Annotated in this window: 25 protein-coding genes, 1 tRNA gene and 1 pseudogene; 21 read left to right on the top strand and 6 right to left on the bottom strand. The window is 58.8% G+C overall.

The annotated features are described in order from the left end of the window. Nucleotides 1-7 precede the first annotated feature (7 nt). From J1G35_RS11700 to murB, 4 genes are read left to right on the top strand one after another with little or no spacing between them, the layout of a single operon-like run. Complete coding sequence (locus tag J1G35_RS11700) at nt 8-193, top strand: Trm112 family protein (protein ID WP_003174668.1); 186 nt, start codon at nt 8-10, stop codon at nt 191-193. Next, the gene (gene kdsB, locus J1G35_RS11695; protein WP_053128554.1) at nt 190-954 is read left to right on the top strand and encodes a 3-deoxy-manno-octulosonate cytidylyltransferase; all 765 of its coding nucleotides are present in this window, start codon (nt 190-192) and stop codon (nt 952-954) included. The genes J1G35_RS11700 and kdsB overlap by 4 nt, the downstream gene beginning before the upstream one ends. Further along, the gene (locus J1G35_RS11690; RefSeq protein WP_223015032.1) at nt 954-1,418 is read left to right on the top strand and encodes a low molecular weight protein-tyrosine-phosphatase; all 465 of its coding nucleotides are present in this window, start codon (nt 954-956) and stop codon (nt 1,416-1,418) included. The genes kdsB and J1G35_RS11690 overlap by 1 nt, the downstream gene beginning before the upstream one ends. Further along, entirely contained in the window at nt 1,415-2,434 is a 1,020-nt protein-coding gene (gene murB / locus J1G35_RS11685) for a UDP-N-acetylmuramate dehydrogenase (RefSeq protein ID WP_053128558.1), read from the top strand. Before J1G35_RS11690 ends, murB begins: the two co-directional genes overlap by 4 nt. 62 nt (nt 2,435-2,496) lie before the next feature. Here the strand turns inward: murB and J1G35_RS11680 are convergent, their stop codons facing one another. Then, the gene (locus J1G35_RS11680) at nt 2,497-3,168 is read right to left on the bottom strand and encodes a Bax inhibitor-1/YccA family protein (protein ID WP_048728419.1); all 672 of its coding nucleotides are present in this window, start codon (nt 3,166-3,168) and stop codon (nt 2,497-2,499) included. A gap of 152 nt (nt 3,169-3,320) precedes the next feature. Here J1G35_RS11680 and J1G35_RS11675 point away from each other — a divergent pair. From J1G35_RS11675 to J1G35_RS11660, 4 genes are all read left to right on the top strand, one after another. Further along, nucleotides 3,321-3,411 (top strand) — tRNA-Ser (locus J1G35_RS11675). A 272-nt stretch (nt 3,412-3,683) separates the two neighbouring features. Beyond that, complete coding sequence (locus J1G35_RS30930) at nt 3,684-4,247, top strand: hypothetical protein (protein ID WP_262417255.1); 564 nt, start codon at nt 3,684-3,686, stop codon at nt 4,245-4,247. A gap of 359 nt (nt 4,248-4,606) precedes the next feature. Further along, entirely contained in the window at nt 4,607-5,248 is a 642-nt protein-coding gene (locus J1G35_RS11665; protein ID WP_156338094.1) for an alpha/beta hydrolase, read from the top strand. A 552-nt stretch (nt 5,249-5,800) separates the two neighbouring features. Then, nucleotides 5,801-5,947: a hypothetical protein gene (locus J1G35_RS11660; protein WP_172681440.1), complete on the top strand. Its 147-nt coding sequence runs from the start codon at nt 5,801-5,803 to the stop codon at nt 5,945-5,947. A gap of 167 nt (nt 5,948-6,114) precedes the next feature. On the opposite strand, the gene J1G35_RS11655 is transcribed toward J1G35_RS11660, so the two are convergent. Both J1G35_RS11655 and J1G35_RS30925 read right to left on the bottom strand, forming a co-directional pair. Beyond that, the gene (locus J1G35_RS11655) at nt 6,115-7,740 is read right to left on the bottom strand and encodes a methyl-accepting chemotaxis protein (protein WP_223015031.1); all 1,626 of its coding nucleotides are present in this window, start codon (nt 7,738-7,740) and stop codon (nt 6,115-6,117) included. A gap of 309 nt (nt 7,741-8,049) precedes the next feature. Next, nucleotides 8,050-8,217: pseudogene (locus J1G35_RS30925) on the bottom strand (helix-hairpin-helix domain-containing protein); the annotation flags it as partial. 436 nt (nt 8,218-8,653) lie between these two features. Between J1G35_RS30925 and J1G35_RS11650 the strand changes: the two are divergent. The 4 genes from J1G35_RS11650 to J1G35_RS30920 all read left to right on the top strand — a co-directional run bounded on the left by J1G35_RS11650 (nt 8,654) and on the right by J1G35_RS30920 (nt 11,179). Continuing rightward, a complete protein-coding gene (locus J1G35_RS11650; RefSeq protein ID WP_053128564.1) occupies nt 8,654-9,403 on the top strand; it encodes a hypothetical protein in 750 nt (249 codons plus the stop codon). A 113-nt stretch (nt 9,404-9,516) separates the two neighbouring features. Beyond that, a complete protein-coding gene (locus tag J1G35_RS11645) occupies nt 9,517-9,993 on the top strand; it encodes a GAF domain-containing protein (RefSeq protein ID WP_053128566.1) in 477 nt (158 codons plus the stop codon). Between the two features lie 148 nt (nt 9,994-10,141). Next, nucleotides 10,142-10,411 (top strand): hypothetical protein, encoded by a 270-nt coding sequence (locus J1G35_RS11640; RefSeq protein WP_053128567.1) that lies wholly within the window; start codon nt 10,142-10,144, stop codon nt 10,409-10,411. Nucleotides 10,412-10,681: 270 nt separating this feature from the next. Next, nucleotides 10,682-11,179: a hypothetical protein gene (locus J1G35_RS30920; RefSeq protein WP_082340902.1), complete on the top strand. Its 498-nt coding sequence runs from the start codon at nt 10,682-10,684 to the stop codon at nt 11,177-11,179. Between the two features lie 58 nt (nt 11,180-11,237). On the opposite strand, the gene J1G35_RS11630 is transcribed toward J1G35_RS30920, so the two are convergent. Together J1G35_RS11630 and J1G35_RS11625 are read right to left on the bottom strand one after the other, a co-directional pair. Next, nucleotides 11,238-11,864, bottom strand: a complete 627-nt coding sequence (locus J1G35_RS11630; protein WP_053128569.1) for an XRE family transcriptional regulator — start codon at nt 11,862-11,864, stop codon at nt 11,238-11,240. 4 nt (nt 11,865-11,868) lie between these two features. Further along, entirely contained in the window at nt 11,869-12,027 is a 159-nt protein-coding gene (locus J1G35_RS11625; RefSeq protein WP_223015030.1) for a hypothetical protein, read from the bottom strand. Between the two features lie 239 nt (nt 12,028-12,266). Here J1G35_RS11625 and J1G35_RS11620 point away from each other — a divergent pair, with 239 nt between their 5' ends. From J1G35_RS11620 to J1G35_RS11610, 3 genes are all read left to right on the top strand, one after another. Beyond that, a complete protein-coding gene (locus tag J1G35_RS11620) occupies nt 12,267-14,384 on the top strand; it encodes a TonB-dependent receptor (RefSeq protein WP_223015029.1) in 2,118 nt (705 codons plus the stop codon). 120 nt (nt 14,385-14,504) lie between these two features. Further along, complete coding sequence (locus J1G35_RS11615; protein ID WP_223015028.1) at nt 14,505-15,047, top strand: sigma-70 family RNA polymerase sigma factor; 543 nt, start codon at nt 14,505-14,507, stop codon at nt 15,045-15,047. Next, entirely contained in the window at nt 15,044-15,976 is a 933-nt protein-coding gene (locus J1G35_RS11610; protein WP_223015027.1) for a FecR family protein, read from the top strand. Before J1G35_RS11615 ends, J1G35_RS11610 begins: the two co-directional genes overlap by 4 nt. Here the strand turns inward: J1G35_RS11610 and J1G35_RS11605 are convergent. Beyond that, nucleotides 15,973-17,790 carry a sigma-54-dependent Fis family transcriptional regulator gene (locus J1G35_RS11605; RefSeq protein ID WP_223015026.1) on the bottom strand — a complete coding sequence of 606 codons (1,818 nt, stop codon included), beginning with the start codon at nt 17,788-17,790 and terminating at the stop codon, nt 15,973-15,975. The two genes, J1G35_RS11610 and J1G35_RS11605, sit on opposite strands and share 4 nt — an antisense overlap. A gap of 264 nt (nt 17,791-18,054) precedes the next feature. Here J1G35_RS11605 and J1G35_RS11600 point away from each other — a divergent pair, with 264 nt between their 5' ends. From J1G35_RS11600 to J1G35_RS11575, 6 genes are all read left to right on the top strand, one after another. Next, a complete protein-coding gene (locus J1G35_RS11600; protein WP_108572711.1) occupies nt 18,055-19,149 on the top strand; it encodes an ABC transporter ATP-binding protein in 1,095 nt (364 codons plus the stop codon). Then, on the top strand, nt 19,149-20,246 hold the full coding sequence (locus J1G35_RS11595) for an ABC transporter ATP-binding protein (protein WP_053128582.1): 1,098 nt from the start codon (nt 19,149-19,151) through the stop codon (nt 20,244-20,246). Before J1G35_RS11600 ends, J1G35_RS11595 begins: the two co-directional genes overlap by 1 nt. Continuing rightward, complete coding sequence (locus J1G35_RS11590) at nt 20,243-21,109, top strand: sugar ABC transporter permease (protein ID WP_025858174.1); 867 nt, start codon at nt 20,243-20,245, stop codon at nt 21,107-21,109. The genes J1G35_RS11595 and J1G35_RS11590 overlap by 4 nt, the downstream gene beginning before the upstream one ends. A 10-nt stretch (nt 21,110-21,119) precedes the next feature. Then, the gene (locus tag J1G35_RS11585) at nt 21,120-21,920 is read left to right on the top strand and encodes a carbohydrate ABC transporter permease (protein WP_003174634.1); all 801 of its coding nucleotides are present in this window, start codon (nt 21,120-21,122) and stop codon (nt 21,918-21,920) included. Between the two features lie 10 nt (nt 21,921-21,930). Further along, nucleotides 21,931-22,203: a DUF2160 domain-containing protein gene (locus J1G35_RS11580; protein ID WP_014718862.1), complete on the top strand. Its 273-nt coding sequence runs from the start codon at nt 21,931-21,933 to the stop codon at nt 22,201-22,203. Nucleotides 22,204-22,365: 162 nt separating this feature from the next. Next, nucleotides 22,366-24,108, top strand: coding sequence for an ABC transporter substrate-binding protein (locus J1G35_RS11575; protein ID WP_053128584.1), 1,743 nt, complete (start codon nt 22,366-22,368; stop codon nt 24,106-24,108). Nucleotides 24,109-24,366 lie beyond the last annotated feature (258 nt).

The raw sequence follows: 24,366 nt of genomic DNA, 5'->3' as shown, positions 1-24,366 counted from the left end.
AACACTCATGGACACCAAACTGCTCGACATCCTCGCTTGCCCGATCTGCAAAGGCCCGCTCAAGCTCAGCGCCGATAAAACCGAGCTGATCAGCAAGGGCGCCGGCCTGGCTTACCCCATCCGTGACGGCATTCCGGTGATGCTGGAAAGCGAGGCCCGTACCCTGACCACCGATGAGCGTCTGGATAAATGACCACCGCCTTTACCGTTGTCATTCCTTCGCGCTACGCCTCGACCCGCCTGCCGGGCAAGCCGCTGCAATTGATCGGCGGCAAGCCGATGATCCAGCTGGTGTGGGAGCAGGCCTGCAAAAGCAGCGCTGAACGTGTCGTGGTGGCCACGGATGACCCGCGCATCATCGATGCCTGCAAAGGGTTTGGCGCCGAAGCGGTGCTGACCCGTGAAGATCATAACTCCGGCACTGATCGCCTGGCCGAAGTGGCCACGAAGTTGGGCCTGGCGCCCGACGCCATCGTGGTCAACGTGCAAGGTGACGAACCGTTGATCCCGCCGAGCGTGATCGACCAGGTGGCCGCCAACCTGGCCGCCCATGGTGAAGCGAGTATGGCGACCCTGGCCGAGCCGATTGAAGACATCGACACCCTGTTTAACCCGAACGTGGTCAAGGTGGTCAGTGATGTCAACGGCCTGGCGCTGACCTTCAGCCGTTCGACCTTGCCCTGGGCGCGCGACGCCTTCGCCAAGCACCCTGACGTGTTGCCAGAAGGTGTGCCTTACCGCCGCCATATCGGCATCTATGCCTACCGTGCCGGTTTTCTGCATGACTTCGTCAGTTGGGGCCCATGCTGGCTGGAAAACACCGAATCCCTGGAGCAGCTGCGTGCCCTCTGGCACGGCGTGCGTATCCATGTGGGTGACGCTCTGGAAGCGCCGCCTGCGGGTGTCGACACGCCGGAAGATCTTGAGCGCGTCCGTCGCCTGTTGGGGGCCTGATGGAGGTTCTGTTTGTCTGCCTGGGCAACATCTGCCGCTCGCCTACCGCTGAAGGTGTACTGCGCCATAAATTGCGCGAGGCCGGGTTGGCGGGGCAGGTCGAGGTGGCGTCCGCCGGTACTGGAGACTGGCATATCGGCAACCCACCGGACCAACGCAGCCAGCGTGCGGCGTTGGTGCGCGGTTATGACTTGTCGGGCCAGCGTGCCCAGCAGGTCTCCCGCGCCGACTTTGCGCGCTATGACCTGATCCTGGCGATGGACAACAGCAACCTGCGCAATCTAAAGGCCATGCAGCCCGGCCAGGGCAAGGCGGAGCTGGACCTGTTTCTGCGCCGCTACGACGCTGAAGTGGACGAGGTGCCAGATCCCTACTACGAAGGCGAACAAGGCTTCGAAAGGGTCCTGGACCTGATCGAGCAGGCGTGTGATTTATTGGTGATCGAATTGAAGGGGCGGTTATGACCTTGCAAGTGCTGGCGCAGGTGTCGCTCAAGCCATTCAACAGCTTTGGCATTGATGTGCGTGCCCAACTCTTCGCCGAAGCTCACAGCGACGCCGATGTGCGCGAGGCGCTGGCCTATGCGTCGACCCAGGCGTTGCCCTTGCTGGTGATCGGCGGTGGCAGCAACTTGCTGCTGACCCAGGACATCCCTGCTTTGGTGTTGCGCATGGCCACCCAGGGCATTCGGGTGCTGCAGGATGATGGTGTGCAGGTGGTGGTCGAAGCCGAAGCCGGCGAAGCCTGGCACCCGTTTGTACTGTGGACCCTGGAACAGGGCTTCTGCGGCCTGGAAAACCTCAGCCTGATCCCCGGCACCGTCGGTGCTGCACCCATGCAGAACATCGGTGCCTACGGTGTTGAGATCAAAGACGTATTTGCCGGCTTGACCGCCCTGGATCGCCAGACGGGCGAACTGCGCGACTTCAGCCTCGAAGAATGCAACTTTGCCTACCGTGACAGCCTGTTCAAGCACGAAACCGGGCGCTGGCTGATCCTGCGGGTACGCTTCGCCCTGAGCCGCGCCAGCCATCTCAAGCTCGACTACGGCCCAGTGCAGCAGCGCCTGGCGGGGCAGGGGATCACCGAGGCGACACCGAGCGATGTCAGTCGCGCGATTTGCAGCATCCGTAGCGAAAAATTGCCCGATCCGGCAGTGCTGGGCAATGCCGGCAGCTTCTTCAAGAATCCGCTGGTCTCCAGGGCCCTGGCTGAAGAGTTACAGACACAGTATCCGGACCTGGTGGCCTACCCGCAGGCGGATGGGCAGATGAAGCTGGCCGCTGGCTGGCTGATCGACAAGGCTGGCTGGAAGGGCTTTCGAGACGGCGATGCGGGCGTTCATGCCCTGCAGGCGTTGGTGCTGGTCAACTATGGCGGGGCCACGGGGCACGATATTGCCAACCTGGCCCAGCGTATCCAGCGCGACATCGCCCAGCGTTTCAAGGTCGAGCTGGAAATGGAACCCAATCAGTACTGAAACCCTGAAAACAAAAATGCCCCGCATCTTTCGATACGGGGCATTTTTTATGCAGCGAGGAATCAGTCGTCGCGGCTCATGATGCCGAAGATCTGCAACAGGCTGATAAACAGGTTGTAGATCGACACATACAGGCTGACAGTCGCCATGATGTAGTTGCGTTCACCGCCGTGGATGATGGCGCTGGTCTGGAACAGGATGCACACGGAGGAGAACAGCACAAAACCCGCGCTGATCGCCAGTTGCAGGCCGCTGATCTGGAAGAACATGCCCGCAACCACTGCCGCCAGCAACACGAAGAAGCCTGCGGTGATGAAACCGCCCAGGAAGCTCATGTCCTTGCGGGTGATCAGCACGTAGGCTGACAGGCCACCAAACACCAGGGCCGTCATGGCAAATGCCGAGCTGACCACTTCCGCACCGCCGGCCATGCCGAGGTAACGGTTGAGGATCGGGCCGAGGATAAAGCCCATGAAACCGGTCAGGGCAAACGCCGACACCAGGCCCCAGGCCGAGTCACGCAGCTTGTTGGTCAGGAAGAACAGGCCATAGAAGCCGATCAGCACGACAAAGATATTCGGGTAGCCGACGTGCATCTGCTGGGCCACGAACGCCATTACGCCGCTGAATGCGAGGGTAAGGGCGAGCAGGCCATAGGTATTGCGCAACACGCGGCTGACTTCAAGCTGCTCAGCCTGCGCGTTACCATTCACTGCGTAATTCTGTTCGCGCATGGCGACACTCCTTCGGTTTTGAAACGTTCAGTCGCAAAGATCATAACAGACGCTCTGTAACAAGCTATGGCGAGAGTTTGACAGTGTGTTTCATTCGGGTATTATGGCGCCCGCTGAGACAGGATGGGCTAGAATAATCCTGTGACGCACAAGGGAAATTGGCAGAGTGGTTGAATGCACCGGTCTTGAAAACCGGCGAACGTTAATAGCGTTCCCAGGGTTCGAATCCCTGGTTTCCCGCCAAGATTCAAACGAAAGCCTCGCGAAAGCGGGGCTTTTGTGTTTCTGGGGTTTGATAACACCGGCTTCTTAAAGGCTGATCGTTTCCGCATCATTACAATCAGGATGCATGCGCAGCTCGGTGCCACAGTAATTGTCCTACCAAATTTGTGACTTTTCTGACGACCTTTTACTCGTCATCTGTTTGTTTTTTTACTATTATCGTCCATCTGCGCACTCAAGGAAGAGAGGCTGAGCGCCTTGAGGCTGGTAGAAAATTTACACTCGATCATTGAGTGAGTTATTACTTTTACCCAGAACCTAACGACTCAGCCAACCATAATTACTTCTTGGTGAAACCGATGGATAAAATGTGTGGCATCGTTGTAGTGGCAGGACTTGCCCTCTCGGGATGCGCTACGAAAACTCCAGAAAAACCTCAAGTGCCCCCACCTCCTGCCGTCGTCCAGCAAGCACCAGCGGAAGTCGCACCTGCGACGCCAGAAAAATGGTCTGTGCGATACGAGGCTGCACCTGAACACGCCAGTGCTGAGGCCCCAACTCCTGCCTCTCCAGAAGCCGCTGAGCCTGAATCAGAAAAAAACTTAAACCAAAATCGCGCTGAGCAATGCCGTAAAGAGCTGGATGTCTTAAAGGTTTACAACAAAGCGTCTTACACTAAATACGAGACGGAATACCAAGCCATTGCTGCCAAGACTGCCAAATACATGGAAGTTAAAGACTCACTAGGTCCCGATTTAAACTACATGGTTATGCCCGCTTATCAATTTCAAATTCGTGAATTCTGTTTCCGAGTTAAGACCCGTCTGTCGCAGCTTGTGCTTCGCCAAGCCAAATAATGACCCCGCGTTAGGGTGCGTCTTTTGCCAGTTAAGGAAACGCCGAAAAAGACTTCCATCTCTGATGAAATACTCGCCTCACGCGAATTTGCATAGCGGCCTTGAAAACCGGCGAACGTTAATAGCGTTCCCAGGGCTCGAATCCCTGCATCCCGCCAAGATTCCAACGAAAGCCTCGCGAAAGCGGGGCTTTTGCGTTTCCGGTTTCTCCATAGTTAGATAGCCTATTTTCTTAATACCCGTGGAGGAGGGCGCCAGAGTAAGGCCGACTGAGCGCGCTCTTTGCGGTCTCGTACAATGTTGCCGTTTGCCCCATTTATCTAGCGCCTATGCGTCAAGCCATCTCAAGGATCGAGCCCGTGATCAACTCTCCCGAAAAAATCATATTTTTGCCCGGCGCTTCCGGTAACACGCAGTTCTGGCGTCCAGTGTGTGAACTTCTCAGGATTAGAGCTCAGAGGCTTCATGTCGGATGGCCCGGCTTCGGTGATATGCCGCCAATCCCTTCCGTCGCCAGCATGGATGATTTGGTAGCTCGCGTAGTCGCTGAAATAGACCGGCCAACCGCTTTAGTCGCGCAATCCATGGGCGGCATTGTCGCTATGCGCGTAGCGCTTGAGAACCCTGACTTGATCACCCATCTTGTCCTGACTGTCACCTCTGGCGGTGTGGATATGTCCGACCTGGGTGCGCACGATTGGCGCGAGGAGTTCGCCGCAAATTATCCGGAGTTACCCCGTTGGTTCCTCGACGATCGCACCGATCTCACCCACCGACTGCTCGAGTTGCACATGCCCGTATTGCTCATCTGGGGGGATTGCGACCCCATTAGTCCGGTCGGTGTTGGCCAGCGATTGATGCAACTCCTTCCCTCAGCAGAAATACATGTGCTCCCCGGCGGCGGTCATGACCTGGGCTTTACCCACCCCGTAGAAGTGGCGGGGTTGATCGATAAACATCTGGCTCATGGGCTGCCTGAGCCGTCACCAATTTTGACATAAGCGGCGTACTACACGTCGTTGGGTGTAATCCTTTTCCCCCCAATTCAGCGGAACAAAAATCGGATTTCGACATCATTTACAAAAATTGCGCATTTGTAGAGGTTTTATGTCAGCCAAAGACGATTTGATTGAATGGAGCAGCCGATGGCAAATCTCTAAGGACATTATTTCATGCAAGAAATGCCAGGCGCGGCAGTCAGAAAGTCAGGGAAGGGATGAATTCGTACACTCTCCAAGCTGTGCTTTACACGGACAACCGCATACGCCGTGGGAAGAGCTGCAAGCCATTGCGAAAAGACTCCAGAACTCCTGAACTCAACGCGATGGCTCCGGCAGCTCATGCGAGCGGCGACCTCAATGTCTCGGCTTACGAATCAAGGCTCATGCAGTGATGTCGCAATGAAATCACTGCAATTAAGATGTTCCATGGTTGTACAAACGTCCTACTCCGGGTTGTGAGAACTCCATGAATATCCCTTGCCGCCGGGTGCGCCAGTCAGTCCTCTAACGCCGGCCTGGCGAAGATGCAGGAAACCCGCATTACTATTCGTCTTGGAAGATATCAACCGCAATGTGACCGAGATTCGCAACAGCAGTGTTGCGCTGATGGAGGGCATAGAGGACAACGCGGTGACAGCGCAGGAGCTTTTGTTGCTGACGGGGGAGTTGCGTACTGTTGTTTCGCGTTTCCAGCTATAAGGCGACGCAGAGCAGGCTTCAATTTATTAGCTGCGCCGCCCTTTGGCGGCACCGGCTGATCTGGGGTGTCGCGATAGGGCCGGGCAACCCCTACAGCTAAGCCATTACTGAGCATGTGCCTGGTCGGTGCTGGCTGAAACTGCAGGAGTGGTCGTTTGCTCCCGGCCCTACGTCCTGAATCGCAGAACCAAATCGTTCAGGTTGACGGCCAAGCGTGACAGCTCATTGCTTGCAGTCAACGTCTGGCGGGTTCCCTCGCTGCTCTGAACGGCAAGGTCGCGGATACTTATCAGGCTGCGATCAACGTCACGGGCCACGTGTGCCTGTTCCTCGGATGCCGTTGCAATCTGGATATTGCGATCATTGATTTCGAGTACTGAATCTATGATTTGGCGAAGCGATTGGCCTGCCTGCTCTGCGGTATCACGCGTACTGTAAACCTCCGATGTACTCTTCTGCATCGATGCTACTGCGGCGGAAGAGCCTGCTTGAATTGTCGCGATCATCTGTTCGATTTCTTGAGTTGAAGTCTGGGTGCGGTGCGCCAGCGCCCGAACTTCATCTGCGACCACCGCAAACCCACGACCCTGTTCGCCTGCGCGTGCCGCTTCAATCGCCGCGTTCAATGCCAGCAAGTTGGTCTGTTCAGCAATAGCCCGGATGACGCTGAGCACTTTGCTGATGTCTTGCGCCTGACCTGCGAGCTCTTTTACCTGGTCTGACGAAACTTCGACCAATCCTGTCAGGCCCCTCATGGCAGTCAGGGTTTCGGTGACTTTTTTGTTGCCAAGATCGGCGGCCAGGCTGGACTGCATGGCGGCTTCCGAAGTGGAGTTGGCATTGCGGGCAACCTCTTCCACGGCAACGCTCATCTCGGTGACTGCGGTGGCGGCTTGCTCTATTTCGCTGTTTTGCTGTTGTAATGTGCGATCCGCACTTTCTGTGATCGAGGTCATTTCAACGGCAGCAGTACTCAACTGAGCAGACGCTCCTGAGATTTCCAGGATCGTGTGCCGGAGGTTTTTCTGCATCCTGTTCAGTGCATGCATCAAGCGCGATGCTTCATCCGAACCCGTGACTTCAAGGTCATGGGTAAGGTCGCCTGCGGCAATATCTTCTGCCAACTTCAGAGAGGCACTGATAGGGGTCACAATACTTTTAGTAAACAAGGTGGCCAGAATCAGGGTGAGCGCAAACGCTACAACCAGTACGGCTATTAGTACGTTGACGCTATGGTTATATACGTCTGCCGCATCTTGGCCAGACACCGTGGCCTGACGTGCATTTTGCTCGCGCAGAATAGTCAGTTGGTCTTGAAAGGCGCTGGCCCGCTGGGCTTGCTCTGTGTTCGCGTAAGTGACTGCTTGTTCATGGTCAGGTACATCGAGGGCGAGTACTTTTCTCAGGCCATCAATGTAGCTGTTCATTGCTTGGGTGGCCTTCTCAAATTGTATTTTATCCTGCTCCCCAGCTATCAAGTTGTCGCGATAAAACGCTGTCTTCGATTGGAGTGTGCCCACGGCCTCCTCGACCTTTGACAGCGACGCATCATGCACTTCTTTGGTGGTACTTGAGAGCATGCGGATACTCTCAAGACGGGCATGCAGAAGGGCGATTTGAATATCGTCAATTACCTGGATGCTGGGCAGTGAATTGAGCTCGATGTTCTGTTCGGCAGTGCGCAGATGGCCGATTTGCAAATACGAGAAGCCTGCCAGGCTGATCAGCAACAGTGTGATTAAGCCAAAGTAGACGAAAGCTCTGCGCGCGATATTCAAGGATCTTAGTGTCATATAGGCCTCCGAGGGCCGAGGTGTCAGGGGAGTGGCCCCCTGCGTCAGTCTGTTGGTCGCAAGCAAAAGCAGCCTTTCAGGCGGCACATTGGCGCTCCATTGCATCCTGGCGGCGATATGTACATTGAGGAATTCAAAAAAATGAATCGAGATGATAGGCGCGCTAAATAATTGCGCACTTAAAAATAAGGCTCAAAGAAATTTTCAGCCGCGCCCTGATGTATCCGTCTGCGTGCGGCGCGCTCAAGCGCCTTGAGCAAACTCTGCAGCTGCAGTAATGGCTGCACGGGCTTAGGGGCTGTTCTTTCAGCAGGTCGAACCGAGCGCCGCAGATGCTTGAGACAGGATTTCACCCACCTTTGACTGGGCGAGTTCGGGCAGCGATTCGATCCCCATCTGGTCCAACCGACTAACGACAGTGGGGCCTACGCCTTTGAGCGCAAGCAAAGCGTTTCTCTCTTCCAATGAGAATGGCATCTGCAAAATCCGTTTTTCAATGAGTTGATCAGCCCTAAATAGACGGCCATACCTGCCCCCGCCGCCCTTGCAGCTGATATCAAAGGCAGTGACCCATGGCTCAGCAGAAAAGCTGAGCCACCGAAAGCAGGCAAATCACCTGTGCAAAAATCTGAGCTCTGATGGGATGTTTCATCTGCGCGATCCTCCTGTACAGCTGCGTGTGAGAGTGCCGTGCGCGATGTAGATCCTCCCTGGATCGCCAACAACACTCGCAACTGTTCCATGGAGTATAGGCCCTGAAACGAATCTTTCACGATTCGGCCAATTCATTCCCCGGTAGGCTCTGTTTACAACTATCTGCCCAGCCCATCGCACTTTTTTTCATTTTCCCAATCTATGGTTGTCCCAGCCCCTTCGATTTCCCGCGTGGGCAAAAGAATCAGATCGGGTGCCGATGGATCGCACGTTACTTTTATTCAAGACTCGACGCATGCGCCTGCCACTGTGGCTGGCCCTGGTGTTAATGCTCTGCGCCAGTGGGTGCACCCAGCAACAGGGCCGGGACATCGTCAAGCAGTTCAGCAATGGCAAGCCCGATGAGTTCTTCCAGACCAGTGTCGATCGCATGGCGACCCTGGGCATGCGCGACAACTTGCAGAGCCTGTATTTGCTCATGAACAAGCTCTACCTGCGCAACCCCAACCAGTGGCGCCAGTCGGGTTACCCGGATGCGGTAAGCGCTGCGCGGGAGATTCGTCAGGCGATCGAGCAGCGTCGCTCCCTGCCAGCCCTCGGAGACCGTCGCGACCTCGCCGCGTTGAGCTACTCCCTGAGCCCCGAGTTCAAAGGCGACCGGGTCGGCGCCTTCATTTATGCCATCGGCAGCATGATAGTGACCGCCCACGGTGGGCGCACTGAGTTCTACATCAGCGACTCGATCAACCCGCAGTTCGTCAGCAATGCCGCGCGCAATATTGAAAAAGCCACCTGGTTGCTCAGCAAGCGCCAGGACGCAAATGGCGTCTTGCTGTTGTTTTCCAACGAAATATCAGAGGAGGGCAGCAACCTGAGTTTCGCCGTCGAGTTCGGCAAGATTGTCGCGCGTCTTGACCTGCTGACCCAGATGCTCGATGAACGCTACCGCCGTATTGGGCTTAACTATGCACAAAGCCTGTTGTTGATGAATTTCCTGCCGGTGCAGTGAGGCATTTCGTCGGCAGGCACTTAAGCCGCGCTGCCGGTGGCCGATGCAGTGGCAACACGTGTCATCCGCTGCAGCGTTCATTCCGTTGGGCTCTTTGATTTGAGGAGAGCGTTATCAAATATCTAACAGCCGAAGAGTTGGACGCCATCACGGAGATTGAGACTACGTCCAACATTTTGCGACTTACCACGCGTTTGACCGGAATGCGTTTCTCCGCCATTTCCAAGATGACTGACAGTCACTGGGTGGCCTGTGCCGTGCATGACGAATTGCAATTCGGTCTGGAGGCGGGCGACGAGTTGCTGGTGGAAGCCACGCTATGCAACCAGGCTCGCGCCAATCGCAAGTCGATCATCATTGAGCACGCCAGCAAGGATCCGGTGTTCTGGGAACATCCGCTGCCCAAGGCACATGGATTTGAGAGTTACATCTCGTTGCCCATTGTGTTCTCGGATGGCACCGTTTTCGGCACCTTGTGCGCGCTGGATGTGTTGCCCAGGAGCCTTGAAAACCCGCAAATGTTTGAAATTCTGAGCATATTTACGCGGCTTATCGGCACCACATTGGAGTTACAGCGCAATAGAGTCTGAGCCAGGTCTTCTTAAGTGTTGGATTTTGGCCGTTCGGTGTGCTGTTTCTCTTTTGACTGTAGGACGCGGCCTATCCTGCATTCCGATACTTGAAACACCCGTCTTTGCGCAATAGCCTCGGATTTTTCTGAAAAAACGAGGCCCTACCTTGGGTAAGCGAAAAACGGCTTGGCCGACGGACCGCGAAATACGCCTGCGCTTTATCCTCTTCGCTGTGATTGACGCCGCCAGCGTTCAGGGCGTTCCCTCCGAGCTGTTGCTGCCAGCGCACAAACTGCTGCGTGACTCGCCGACAGAGGCGCAGTTGCTCGGTGCCCTGGATGAGATTCTCGCCACTGATGAAATGTACGGGTTCAGGCTGCCACCGGGCTCTGAGGCCGCTGAGTTGATGCAGTCGTTAGGGAAACCCGATGGCTAGGGGGCAGCCGTTAGACCGTTTATTTCCTTACGATTGGACGATAGTCCTGGATCGAATATCCATCACGCCGATTGGCGCCAGGTGGCGGACATCAACAACGCAATAGCTTCGAAATCCTCGTCATAACGCCTGTCATCGCTGTTTTGTTCGACTAAGCGTCCCTGCGAACATCCATTCCTGCTGCTCCTTCGTCGTCTTGCGCAGACCTCCGGCATCTCTAGAATCGGCGCCAGAACTTAGCCATTTCCTGTCGATTACGGAGTTTCGAACATGATGAATGCAATGCAGATGCCGATGAACACCGCCATGCCAATGATGCCGATGATGGGCATGCCGATGATGATGGCCACCATGAAATGCGAAATGGCCGCTGACGCCATGATGTGCACCATGAAGCCGGCCGCTGGCATGGATATGGCTCAGTTCAAGACCAACGCCGAAATGATGGCGATGATGATGAACTGCGGCATGCCGATGATGATGCAGTGCGCCAATATGTCGATGATGTGCATGTCGGCCGACGCCATGGCGATGATGACCGGCATGAACATGATGCCGATGATGGGCATGCCGATGCCCATGATGAAGTGCGTCATGGAATGCACCATGATGGCCGACAGCATGATGTGCAAAATGATGCCGATGCCAGGCATGAGCATGGACATGATGAACAACTGCTGCATGCTCATGAACAAAATGATGAACGACTGCGCCATGCCCATGATGATGAGCTGCAACGGCATGCCGATGATGTGCTGCACCTGCTGACAGGTCCCGCGCGATAAAAAAACGCCCCGATAAGTCGGGGCGTTTTTTTTTGCCGCAATTAATCCAGCCGCTCGGGGTAGGTGATCACCAGGAACGCCACGGCTTCGCTGTCCGCCGGGTTGCGGTAGCGATGGGGCTGGTCGGCGTAGAACAGGATCGAATCGCCGGTAGACAGCAAGTAGCGTTCGTCATTGACGCTGACTTCCAGCACGCCTTGGGCCACCACCAGGTTTTCCTGGATACCCGGTCCGTGGCCTTTGGACACTTCCTCGCCAAGCGCACGCAGGCGAATCTCGTAGAATTCGGATTGGCGTGCCGTATCGTAGGGAAACAAGGCACGGCTGATAAACGCGCCATCGGCACTCACCAGGCGTTTGCTCTGCTGCGCCGGCAACACCTCAACCCCTTCGAACGCACGGTCTTCCAGGAACGCCGCCACCGACACCTTCAGGCCCTTGGCAATTTTGCACAGCACCTTGATCGACGGCACGCTGCGCCCGGATTCGATCTGCGCCAGCATTGCCCGGCTCACGCCACAGACGCGTGCCAAGGCGTCCAATGACAGGTGCCGTTTGCTGCGCAGGCGTTGCAGGTTATGCGCCACGCACAGGCTGATCACATCGTCATCGGTGTTGGGTTTGGGCAGCGGTTCGGGCGGTTCGGGAATCACCTGCAGGAAATTCATTGGCCTACGCCCGACGTGTATCGCTGGGCGTTGCGGAGTGGGTGGTAAACACCGCCAACCCTGCGCGCGCCGCGTACATCGCCCACATCAACTCGGCCGTTGCACGTGCCTGGCGGCGTTTGCGATGGAGGGTAAAGTCGATGACGGTGGCGGATGCAGGCATGGAGGCGATCTCGTAGGTGACTCGATGGCTCCACAGTAATGCGTGCTGGTTATTTCTTTAAATACTGAGTTTTCATGTATTAATTCGATTTTGGACTTAAAAAATAAATCCGGTCCGACGCTGTTGTGGGAAGGGTCTGGTCCGTTATCAAGGCGTGACTTGGCGAGCATCGTTGCCTTCCCATCACTGTTCGCGTGATGGCCTAGCCTTTCACGCCCCCGAATTCAAAGGACTCGCCCATGCTGCTGCGTTCACCTCCGTTCCTGTTTGCCGCCCTGACCCTAAGCTCGCTGGTGCACGCCGAAGATCTGCAATTGGCGCCGGTCGAAGTCACCACGCCAGAGGCCAGCGCCGGCGAAGTGGCCCAGGAACAGCTCAAGAGCGTGCCCGGCGCCACCAATTACATCGACATGAGCAGCGTGCAGCAGGGGCGGGTGAGCACCAACGAAGACGTGTTCAAGTACCAGCCGGGTGTGTATGCCAAGGCGGCGAATAACGAAGGGGTGAAGCTGTCCATTCGCGGTTCGGGCCTGAACCGCAGCCCAGGCGCCCACGCCTCCGGGCTCTATGAGATGTTCGATGGCTTGCCGTTGACCGGCCCCGGCGGCACCCCTTATGAACTCAAGGACCCATTGTGGCAAAGCCGCGTCGAGGTGTTGCGCGGCGCCAACGGTTTTGATCAGGGCGCGTTGGCACTGGGCGGCGCGGTCAACTACGTGACCCATACCGGCTACGACGCGCCCAAATTACAAGTGCGCTACGAAGCCGGCAGCCGTGGCTATGCCCAGCGCGAAATCAGTTCGGGCCAGGTGCTGGGGGATGCCGACTACTACATCAGCCTGACCGACTCGCAATCCGACGGCTACCAGCGCCAGAGCGCCGCCACCGGCAAAGGCATGGCCGCCAACTTCGGCTACCGCTTCAACCCGGACCTGGAAACCCGCTTCTACTTGCGCTACCGCGAAACCACCAACGACACCCCCGGCAAACTCACCCGCGCCCAGATCAGCCACGACCCGCGTGCCGCCAACAGCCTCAACGCCGCCCGTGACTCCAAGCGCCTGCAACCGGGCTCCACCTGGATCGCCAACAAGACCACGTTGCAACTGGACGAGAGTTCGCGCCTGGAAGTCGGGCTGGCGTATCACGATTACCCGATGGACCTGCGCGAAGGCACCAACCGCCTCAAGGTGGCCTACACCGATATCAGCAGCACCTTGAATTACATCCGCCAGGACTCGTTATTCGGCCACGACAGCAAAACCACCCTCGGCCTGCGCACCACCCAGGCGATGCCCAACAACGGCACGTCGGAATACGTGCGCACGCCAGCCGGCAACACCGCAACCTACGCCCCCGGCACCAAGACCCGCGACTACAGCTACCTGGGCTCCGACACCGTGCTGCATATCGGCAATGACCTGGAACTGGTCCAGGACTTGTGGCTTACCACCGGCCTGGCCGCGATCTACACCCGCCGTGAAACCCAGGTCACCTATCCCGAAGGCCAGGCGCCGCTCAGCCAGCATGACTGGGACTACGCACCGCGCATCGGCCTGCGGTATGACTTCAGTCCGCAGCTGCAGGTGTACGGCAACCTGAGCCGCTCGGTCGAACCACCGCATGCGTGGTCGATGATCTGGGGTTCCAACAAGTACTTTCCGGCGGGCAGCGGCCCGGCCACTGGATTACAGCGCGAAGGTGTCAGTCTGAAAAACCAGACCGCCACCACCCTGGAAATCGGTGGCCGTGGCGAAGCATGGCTCGGCCAGTGGGACCTGGCGCTGTACCGCTCCGAAGTGCGTCACGAACTGCTCACCGTGGAAACCCAGGCCCAGACCTCGACCAGCAATGCCATCGTCGCCGAGTCCAACGCCAGCCCCACCGTGCACCAGGGTGTGGAACTGGGCCTGCTCAGCCCGCTGTGGGACGGCGGCCGCAGCGGTAAGCTCGATGTGCGCCAGGCCTATACCTTCAGCGACTTCCACTACCGCGACGACGACCGTTTCGGCGACAACAACTTGCCGGGCATCCCCAAGCACTACTATCAGGCGCAACTGCGCTACAGCCACCCGACTGGCTTCTACACCAGCCTCAATACCGAGTATTCCTCACGGGTGGCAGTGGATTACGCCAACTCCTATTACGCCGCGTCCTACACGCTCCTGGGCGCGACCTTCGGCTACGACGCCCCCAAGCAGGACTGGCAAGCCTGGGTCGACCTGCGCAACCTCACCAACCGCCGCTACGCCAACACCGTCACGCCGGGCTACGACGACAAGGGCCTGGACGTCGCACGCTCCACCCCGGCCGACGGACGCGGGATCTACACTGGTGTCTCATGGAGCTGGCGCTAAGCCGGAGCTATCCAGCCCCTGTGGCGAGCGGTCTGCGACGGGGAGGGCCTTGCTCCTACACTGTTTTACTGGCATTGTTTGCGCAATTGGTAACTCTTCCCATTTGAGACTCTTTTGCGCATGCAAGATATTCCGGCCGCGCTGGGCGATTCAGTGCGTCAGCAGACCCTTACGGCGATGTACAGCGAGCACCACGGCTGGTTGCACGGCTGGCTGCGCAGAAAACTGGGGTGTTCCCAGCATGCCGCCGACCTGGCCCACGACGCATTCATCCGTGTGCTGATGCTGGCCGAGCCGCAAAATATCAAGGAACCGCGGGCCTTCCTGGCCACCACGGCAGGGCGTTTACTGATCGATGGCGCCCGGCGTCGACGCATTGAAAAAGCCTACATGGAAGCCCTGGTCATTCAGAGCGAGGACGCCGGCATGCCCGATCCGGCCGCGATCCATGTCGCCCTGCAAGCCCTGGAACGCATCGCCGAAATGCTTGCCGGCTTACCCGCCAAGGCCCGCGAAGCCTTCCTGTTGAGTCGCCTCGACGGGTTGACCTACAGTGAAATCGCCACGCGCCTGGACGTGTCCGCCAGCACCGTCAAAAACTACATCTCCAGCGCCCTGGTGCACTGCTACCACAGCCTGCATGCGGCAGACCCGCTGGCATGAACTCCGAACAGATCATCCAGCAAGCCGCGAATTGGCTGACACGCCTGCACGACGAAGAGGTCAGTGAGGCCGAGCGCCAAGCCTTCAACGCTTGGTGCCAGGCAGACCCGCGTCACGCGGTCGCCATCGAACGCATGCGCTCGCTGTGGGGCAGCCTCGACACCTTGCCAGCGCAACCTGCACGCCTGGCCCTGAACCGTGCGTTTGCGCCGCGACGCGCGCGCGGTGCGCAGGTGATGGGTGTGCTCGGCATCGTGCTGTGCGGCTGGCTGAGCCTGGAGCATCTGCCCGTTTGGATGGCCGACCAGCGCACCGGCGTGGGTGAGCGCCGCCAGATCGCCCTCGAAGACGGCAGTCAGTTGCAGCTCAACAGCAACTCGGCGGTGGACGTGAAATTCGACGGTCACCAACGGGTGATCGAACTGCTGCAAGGCGAACTCTGGGTCGACGTGGCCAAGGACGCGCAACGGCCCTTCGTGGTGCGCACCGACCAAGGCACGGCGACGGCATTGGGCACGCGTTACCTGGTCAAGCGTGCGCCAGACGGCACCACGGTGGTGACGGTGATCGAGTCCACCGTGGCAGTCAAAGGTGACAGCAGCGAAGGCGTCAAGGTCGCCGCCGGCCAGCGCTCGATCCTTGACCATGGCCGCGCCCAGCCGCCCCAGGCCAGCGGCAACACCGACCCGGACGCCTGGACCCGTGGCCTGCTCAAGGTCAATGACCAGCCACTTAGCGAGGTGTTGCAAACCCTGGCCAGCTACCGCCACGGCCTGCTGCGCTTCGACCCCCAGGCCCTGCAGAACCTGCGGGTGACGGGGGTGTTCAAACTGGACGACACCGCCGCGGCACTCTCGACGTTGGCGGATAACCTACCGATCCAGGTGGAGTACTTCACCGACCTGCTGGTGGTGGTCAAGCCGCGCTAGCGTTCGTTCTGGCGCAGGCGCTTGTACAAGGTGTTGCGGCTCACCCCCAGCTCCCGCGCCAGGTGGGAAATATTCCCACCGGCCGCCTTCAGACGCTGGGTCAGGTCGATGCTGTCATCCAGGTATTCGCTGGCGCGCAGCGGCGCTGTCACTTTCAAATCCACAAAAAAATCATCCGGCAGATGTTCCGGGCGGATCGGCTGTTCCTCGGCCATCGCCAGCGCCACCTGCAACACGCTGCTCACCTGGCGCAGGTTGCCCGGCCACGGGTGCTGCTCGAACAGCGCCAGCACCTCGGCGCTGAGCCCGGCCCATTGGGTGGGCTCACGGTGCTGCTGCCACAGCTGCTGGAACAGTGCCCGCTTGTCGCTGCGCTCGCGTAACGGCGGTAATTCAAGGGTCAGGCCGCCGATGCGGTAGTACAAATCCTCGCGAAAACGCCCGGCCTGGACCAGCTCGCGCAAGGCCCGGTTAGTGGCCGAGATAATGCGCAAATCCACCGGGAACAACTCGCTGCTGCCGACCGGTTGCACGCACCGCTCCTGCAATACCCGCAGCAGGCGCGCTTGCGTCGGCAGCGGCATATCGCCGATTTCATCGAGGAACAGCGTGCCTTTGTCGGCCTTGCGGATCAGGCCGATGCTGCCTTTCTGGTTGGCGCCGGTGAACGCGCCTTTTTCGTAGCCGAACAGTTCCGATTCCACCAGCTCGGCGGGAATCGCCGCACAGTTCACCGCGATAAAGGCCTGCTGGCTGCGGGAGCTGGCCTGGTGCAAGGCCTTGACGAAGACCTCCTTGCCCACGCCGGTTTCACCGTGGATCAGCAACGGGATGTCCTTCTCCAGCAAACGCTCGGCCTGGCGCACAGCTTTTTCCACGCGCACATCACCAAAGTGCAGGGTCTTCAAACCAATCGCGGCGGGCTTTGGCGCAACGGGCTCGCTGAACACGCGGGCCTGCACCGGCATCTGCTTGGGCCGTTTGAGCAGGCACTGGAAGCGATTACGTCCCGCCGCCTGCAACGAAAAAGGCAGGCCCTCCGGTTGATTGAGCAACTCCAGCAGCGACACCTTGAACAAACTATCGATCATCACCCGCGACAGACTGATGCCCAGCAAGTTGTCGGCACGACGGTTGGCCGAGAGCACCTGACCGCTCTCATCAAAGATCAGCAGGCCCGCCCACTGGCTGTCGAGGTTGCTCAGGCCGGTGTTGAAGGTCAGTTGGAAGTGCTCACCGCGAAACAGGTTGAGGATCAGCCGGTTTTCCACGGTCTGGCTCATCATCTTGACCATGCCCAAGGTGTGGGAGGGCGGCAGGTAGCTGTCGCTGGACACATCCAGCACCGCGATAATTTCGCGCTGGGCATCGAAGATCGGCGCCGCTGAGCCGGTCATGAAGCGGTTGGCCTTGAGGAAGTGTTCGTCGTGTTCGATATGCACCGCCTGGGCACAGGCCAGTGCGGTGCCGATGGCATTGGTGCCGCTGGAGCGCTCCCTCCAACTGGCGCCGGCGCTGAAACCACGGGCCAGCTTGGGCTCGATAAAGCGCTGGGTGCCCCAACTGGTCAACACCTGGCCTTGGTTGTCGGCCAGCATGATCAGGCAGTTGGAGTTGCTCAGGATGTTTTCGTAATAGGGCAGGACTTCCTGATGCGTGGTCTGCACCAGGGAATGCTGGCTTTCCAGCAATTGGCTGATGCCCTCGGCGGGCAGTTGATCGAAGCTGGGCGTGCTCTGGTGGTCCAGGCCGAAGGCGCGGCAACGGCGCCAGGATTCCTGGATAAGGGTGTCGTGAGCCAGGGGTTCGGCCATGGGGCGACCTTCTTTTTATTGTTTTGGGGTCTTGCACAATCCAGCGGATGTAACCAGATCAATCGGGTTCAAAGAGTGTTGTTCAGAACTGTTCATTGTCAACCCCAGGACTGTTCAATTGTTCAGCCCAATCTGTTCATTTCTGTTCGCTCCTGAACATCACGTTCAGCCCATTGCCTTGTGGATCAAGCACCTGCCGTTTTTGGCATGAAACTCGCTCTGACGACTGGCCAGATTCACTCCAATAATAAAAAAGGTCGTGTCATGTCATTGACCCTGGAACATGTCTCCCGCGTCGTCGAAGGTCAAACCTGGATCGACGACGCCAACCTGCGCTTCGAAGCCGGTTCCTTCAACGTTTTGCTTGGCCGCACCCTGTCCGGCAAGACCAGCCTGATGCGCCTGATGGCCGGCCTGGACAAGCCCGACAGCGGCCGCATCCTGATGAACGGCGTAGACGTCACGCAAAAGCCGGTGCGCCTGCGCAATGTGTCGATGGTGTATCAGCAGTTCATCAACTACCCGACCATGACCGTGTTCGAAAACATCGCCTCGCCGTTGCGCCAGGCCGGTGTGTCCAACGAGCTGATCCAGAGCAAAGTGCTGGAAACCGCCAGGATGCTGCGCATCGAGAAATTCCTGCAGCGCCACCCGTTGGAGTTGTCCGGTGGCCAGCAGCAACGCACGGCCATGGCCCGGGCCCTGGTGAAAGACGCCGAACTGATCCTGTTCGATGAGCCGCTGGTGAACCTGGACTACAAACTGCGCGAAGAGCTGCGTCAGGAAATGCGCGAGCTGTTCAAGGCGCGGCATACCATCGCCATCTACGCCACCACCGAACCCAACGAAGCTTTGGCACTGGGCGGCACCACCACCATTCTTCACGAAGGCCGGGTGATCCAGAGTGGCAAGGCGGCCGAGGTCTATCACCAGCCACAGACCGTGTTGGCCGCTGAGCTGTTTTCCGAGCCGCCGATCAACCTGATGCCGGGGCGTATCAGCGGTAACGAGGTGAGCTTCGCCAATTTCGTGCACTTCCCGCTGAACGTCGACCTGCGCCCCATCGGCGAAGGCGAATTCCGCTTCGGCGTGCGCCCCAGCCATATCAGCCTGGTGCCGAGCAACGACGACGACCTGGAGCTGGCGGTGACGGTGGAAGTCGCCGAGATCAGCGGTTCGGAAACCTTCCTGCACGTGCGCAGCGAGCACTTTCTGCTGGTGCTGCACCTGCCGGGGGTGCACGAGTACGACGTCGACGCGCCGATCCGCGTGTATATCCCCACCCATAAACTGTTTGTGTTCGATGGCCAGGGCCGTTTGGTCCAGGCCCCCGGGCGCCGCGTCGCGAGGGTTGCCTGATGGCCGAGATCCATTTGCAGAACCTGGCGCACAGCTACAGCCCTACACCGAACGGGCCTGAGGACTACGCCATTCGGGAAATGAACCACATCTGGGAGCAGGGCGGTGCCTACGCCTTGCTCGGGCCGTCGGGCTGCGGCAAGTCGACCCTGCTCAATATCATCTCCGGCCTGCTCAGCCCGTCCGAGGGCCAGGTGCTGTTTGACAGCAAAGTGGTCAACGACCTCACCCCGGAAAAACGCAACATCGCCCAGGTGTTCCAGTTCCCGGTGGTGTACGACACCATGACCGTGTTCGATAACCTGGCCTTTCCCCTGCGGAACCAGGGCATGGCCGAGGCGAAAATTCACAGCAAGGTGCAGGAAATTGCCGAAGTCCTCGACCTGCAAACCCTGCTGAGCAAAAAAGCCCGCAACCTCACGGCCGACGAAAAACAGAAAGTCTCCATGGGCCGTGGCCTGGTGCGTGACGACGTGTCGGCAATCCTTTTCGACGAACCGTTGACGGTGATCGACCCGCACCTGAAGTGGAAACTGCGGCGCAAGCTCAAGCAGATTCACGAGCAGTTCAATATCACCATGGTCTACGTCACCCATGACCAGCTTGAGGCCTCGACCTTCGCCGACAAGATCGCGGTGATGTACGGCGGGCAGATCGTGCAGTTCGGCACGCCCCGTGAGTTGTTCGAGCGGCCGAGCCACACCTTTGTCGGCTATTTCATCGGCAGCCCTGGGATGAATCTGATCGAAGTGCAGGCCGAGGCCGGCGGTGTGCGGTTTGCCAGCACGCTGCTGCCGTTGTCCGAGGCCCTGCAACAACGCATCGCCGGCAGCCACTACACGAAGCTGCAAGTGGGCATCCGCCCGGAATTTATCCACGTATGGGACGAGCACAACCCTGACGCCCTGCAGGCCGATGTCACTCATGTCGAAGACCTCGGCACCTACAAGATCATGACCCTCAACCTCGACGGCGCCACCCTCAAAGTGCGCCTGGCCGAAGACAAACCGGTGCCCGAGGGCAGGGCGTCCATCAGCTTTCCCGCGCAGTGGCTGATGGTGTATGCCGACGACTACCTGCTGGAGGTGCAGCCATGAACAAGGTGCAGAACAACAAGGCCTGGTGGCTGGTGTTGCCGGTGTTCCTGCTGGTGGCGTTCAGTGCGGTGATCCCGATGATGACCGTGGTCAACTATTCGGTGCAGGACATCTTCGACCAGTCCAGCCGCTACTTTGTCGGCGCCGACTGGTACAAACAGGTGCTGCTCGACCCGCGCCTGCACGACTCGCTGCTGCGCCAGTTCATCTATTCGGCCTGCGTGCTGCTGATCGAAATCCCCCTGGGCATCGCCATCGCCCTGACCATGCCGACCAAGGGCCGCTGGTCGTCGCTGGTGCTGATCATCCTCGCCATTCCGCTGCTGATTCCGTGGAACGTGGTGGGCACCATCTGGCAGATCTTCGGCCGCGCCGATATCGGCCTGCTGGGCTACAGCCTCAACGCCTTGGGCATCAGCTACAACTACGCGGCCAACACCATGGACGCCTGGGTCACGGTGCTGGTGATGGACGTGTGGCACTGGACTTCACTGGTGGCGCTGCTGTGCTACTCCGGGCTGCGGGCTATCCCCGATGTGTACTACCAGGCGGCGCGTATCGATCGGGCCTCGGCGTGGGCCGTGTTCCGACATATCCAGTTGCCGAAAATGAAAAGCGTGCTGCTGATCGCGGTGATGCTGCGCTTCATGGACAGCTTCATGATCTACACCGAGCCCTTCGTCCTCACGGGCGGCGGGCCGGGTAACGCCACGACGTTCCTCAGTCAGACGCTGACCCAGATGGCCGTAGGCCAATTCGATCTGGGCCCGGCGGCCGCGTTCTCCCTGGTGTATTTCCTGATCATCCTGTTGGTGTCCTGGCTGTTCTACACCGCCATGACCCACTCCGACGCCAACCGCTGAGGCCGCCAACATGAGCAAGCGCAAGGTTATTCCGCTGCTGATCTACATCCTGTTCCTGCTGGTGCCGATCTACTGGCTGCTGAACATGTCCTTCAAGAGCAACACCGAAATCCTCGGCGGGCTGACGCTGTTTCCGCAGGATTTCACCCTGGCCAACTACAAGGTGATCTTCACCGACCCGAGCTGGTACACCGGTTACCTCAACTCGCTGTACTACGTGAGCCTGAACACGGTGATTTCCCTGAGTGTGGCGTTGCCGGCAGCCTATGCTTTCTCGCGCTACCGCTTCCTGGGCGACAAACACCTGTTCTTCTGGCTGCTGACCAACCGCATGGCGCCACCGGCGGTGTTCCTGCTGCCGTTTTTCCAGCTGTATTCATCCATCGGCCTGTTCGACACGCACATCGCCGTGGCCCTGGCCCACTGCCTGTTCAACGTGCCGTTGGCGGTGTGGATCCTGGAGGGCTTCATGTCCGGGGTGCCCAAGGAAATCGACGAAACTGCCTACATCGACGGCTATAGTTTTCCCAAGTTCTTCGTGAAGATTTTTATCCCGTTGATCGGCTCCGGCATCGGTGTGACCGCGTTTTTCTGCTTCATGTTTTCCTGGGTCGAGTTGCTGCTGGCGCGCACCCTGACCTCAGTCAACGCCAAGCCCATCGCGGCGGTGATGACCCGCACGGTGTCGGCGTCGGGGATCGATTGGGGCGTGCTGGCGGCGGCGGGGGTGTTGACCATCCTGCCCGGCATGCTGGTGATCTGGTTTGTTCGCAACCACGTGGCCAAGGGCTTTGCCCTGGGCCGGGTCTGAGGAGTCGATGATGGAATGGATGGCCTGGACCACCCCCACTGCACTGTTCTTTGGCGGTATTGCCCTGATTCTCGCGGGCATGACCACCTGGGAGCTGCGCTCGCCGAGCATCCCGCGGCGCGGCTTGCTGCCGATCAGCACCACCCGTGGTGATCGCTTGTTTATCGGTCTTCTCGGCAGCGCCTACCTGCATTTGCTGGTAATCGGCGTTACCGACTGGAGCATCTGGGTAGCGTCCGCGCTCTCCCTGGTATGGCTGTTGAGTGTGATGCGTTGGGGCTAGTGCCCCGACACTTTGTAGGAGCGAGCTTGCTCGCGAAAATCGCCAACGATAACGCGGGCATTTTGGATGTACGCGGTGTCCTCGGGTTTTTCGCGAACAAGCTCGCTCCTACAGGGGGTTGTGGCGTTTGTAGTCCTTTTTGAAATTAACCAGGAGGTCTCTATGTTGAATAAAAACAATAAGCTGCGACATAGCATTTCATTGGCCGCCGTACTGGCCCTCAGCGGTTTGAGCGCCACGGCCTGGGCCGATGCGTATGAAGATGCGGCGAAAAAGTGGATCGGCAGCGAGTTCAAACCGTCGACTCTCACGGCCGACCAGCAGTTGGAGGAGTTGAAGTGGTTTATCAAAGCCTCGGAACCGTTCCGTGGGATGAAGATCAACGTGGTGTCGGAAACCCTCACCACCCACGAGTACGAATCCAAGGTACTGGCCAAGGCCTTCAGTGAAATCACCGGGATCAAGCTGACCCACGACCTGCTGCAGGAAGGCGACGTGGTGGAGAAGCTGCAAACCCAGATGCAGTCCGACAAGAATATCTATGACGGCTGGGTCAACGATTCCGACTTGATCGGTACGCACTTTCGCTATGGCAAGACCGAATCCATCACCGACCTGATGGCCAACGAAGGCAAGGCCTTCACCTCGCCCACCCTGGATATCAAGGACTTTATCGGCATCTCCTTCACCACCGCGCCGGACGGCAAGATCTACCAACTGCCCGACCAGCAATTCGCCAACCTCTATTGGTTCCGCGCCGACTGGTTCGAGCGTCCGGAACTGAAAGCCAAGTTCAAGGAAAAATACGGCTATGACCTCGGCGTGCCGGTGAACTGGTCGGCCTACGAAGACATCGCCAAATTCTTCAGTGAAGACGTCAAGGAAATCGACGGCAAGCGCATCTATGGGCACATGGACTACGGCAAGAAAGACCCGTCCCTGGGCTGGCGCTTCACCGATGCGTGGTTTTCCATGGCCGGCGGCGGCGACAAAGGCCTGCCCAACGGTTTGCCGGTGGATGAGTGGGGCATTCGCGTGGAGGACTGCCACCCGGTGGGCTCCAGCGTGACCCGTGGCGGCGACACCAACGGCCCGGCCGCCGTGTTCGCCACGCAGAAATACGTGGACTGGATGAAAGCCTACGCGCCACCGGAAGCGGCGGGCATGACCTTCTCCGAATCCGGCCCGGTGCCGTCCCAGGGCAACATCGCCCAGCAGATCTTCTGGTACACCGCGTTTACCGCCGACATGACCAAGCCGGGCCTGCCGGTGGTGAACGCCGACGGTACGCCGAAATGGCGGATGGCGCCGTCGCCGGTCGGGCCGTATTGGGAAAAGGGCATGAAGAAGGGGTATCAGGACGTGGGTTCCTGGACGTTCCTCAAGTCGACGCCCGAGAAGCAGAAACTCGCGGCCTGGCTTTACGCGCAGTTCGTGACCTCGAAAACCGTGTCGCTGAAGAAAACCATCGTCGGCCTGACGCCGATTCGTGAGTCCGACATCAACTCACAGGCCATGACCGACATGGCGCCGAAACTCGGTGGCCTGGTGGAGTTCTACCGCAGCCCGGCGCGGGTCGAGTGGACCCCGACCGGCACCAACGTGCCGGACTACCCACGCCTGGCACAGCTGTGGTGGAGCAACATTGCCGCCGCCGCCAGCGGCGAGAAAACCCCGCAACAGGCCCTCGACAACCTGGCCAAGGAGCAGGACGCGATCATGACGCGCCTGGAACGCTCCAAGGTGCAGCCGGTATGCGGTCCGAAAATGAACCCCGAGCGTGATGCGCAATACTGGTTCGACCAACCGGGTGCGCCGAAACCGAAACTGGCCAACGAGAAGCCGAAAGGTGAAACCGTGGCCTATGGCGACCTGCTCAAGCAGTGGGAGGCCGCGCGTAAGTAAACGTGCCCGGGCATGAAACACAAAACGGCACCCAGGTGCCGTTTTGTTTTGGCGCAAACATAAAGCAGCTCTGTGACCGATGGCGCGCGTTGGTCAGGCAATCCTGAGTATGGGCAGCTTAGTCTCGTGGCGGCCTTCGGGCCGACCATGTATTTGGAGTTGACCGAGTACATATCCGTTGCTGCGGTCACGGCCACCTAGGGTTCCGCCCTTACGGCGGGTCACTTTTGGAAAGGAGCCCCAAAAGTAACCAAAAAG

This window comes from Pseudomonas sp. SH10-3B, from assembly GCF_019891415.1.
Classification (GTDB): Bacteria; Pseudomonadota; Gammaproteobacteria; order Pseudomonadales; family Pseudomonadaceae; genus Aquipseudomonas.
This window is presented reverse-complemented; position numbering and strand designations above follow the sequence as displayed.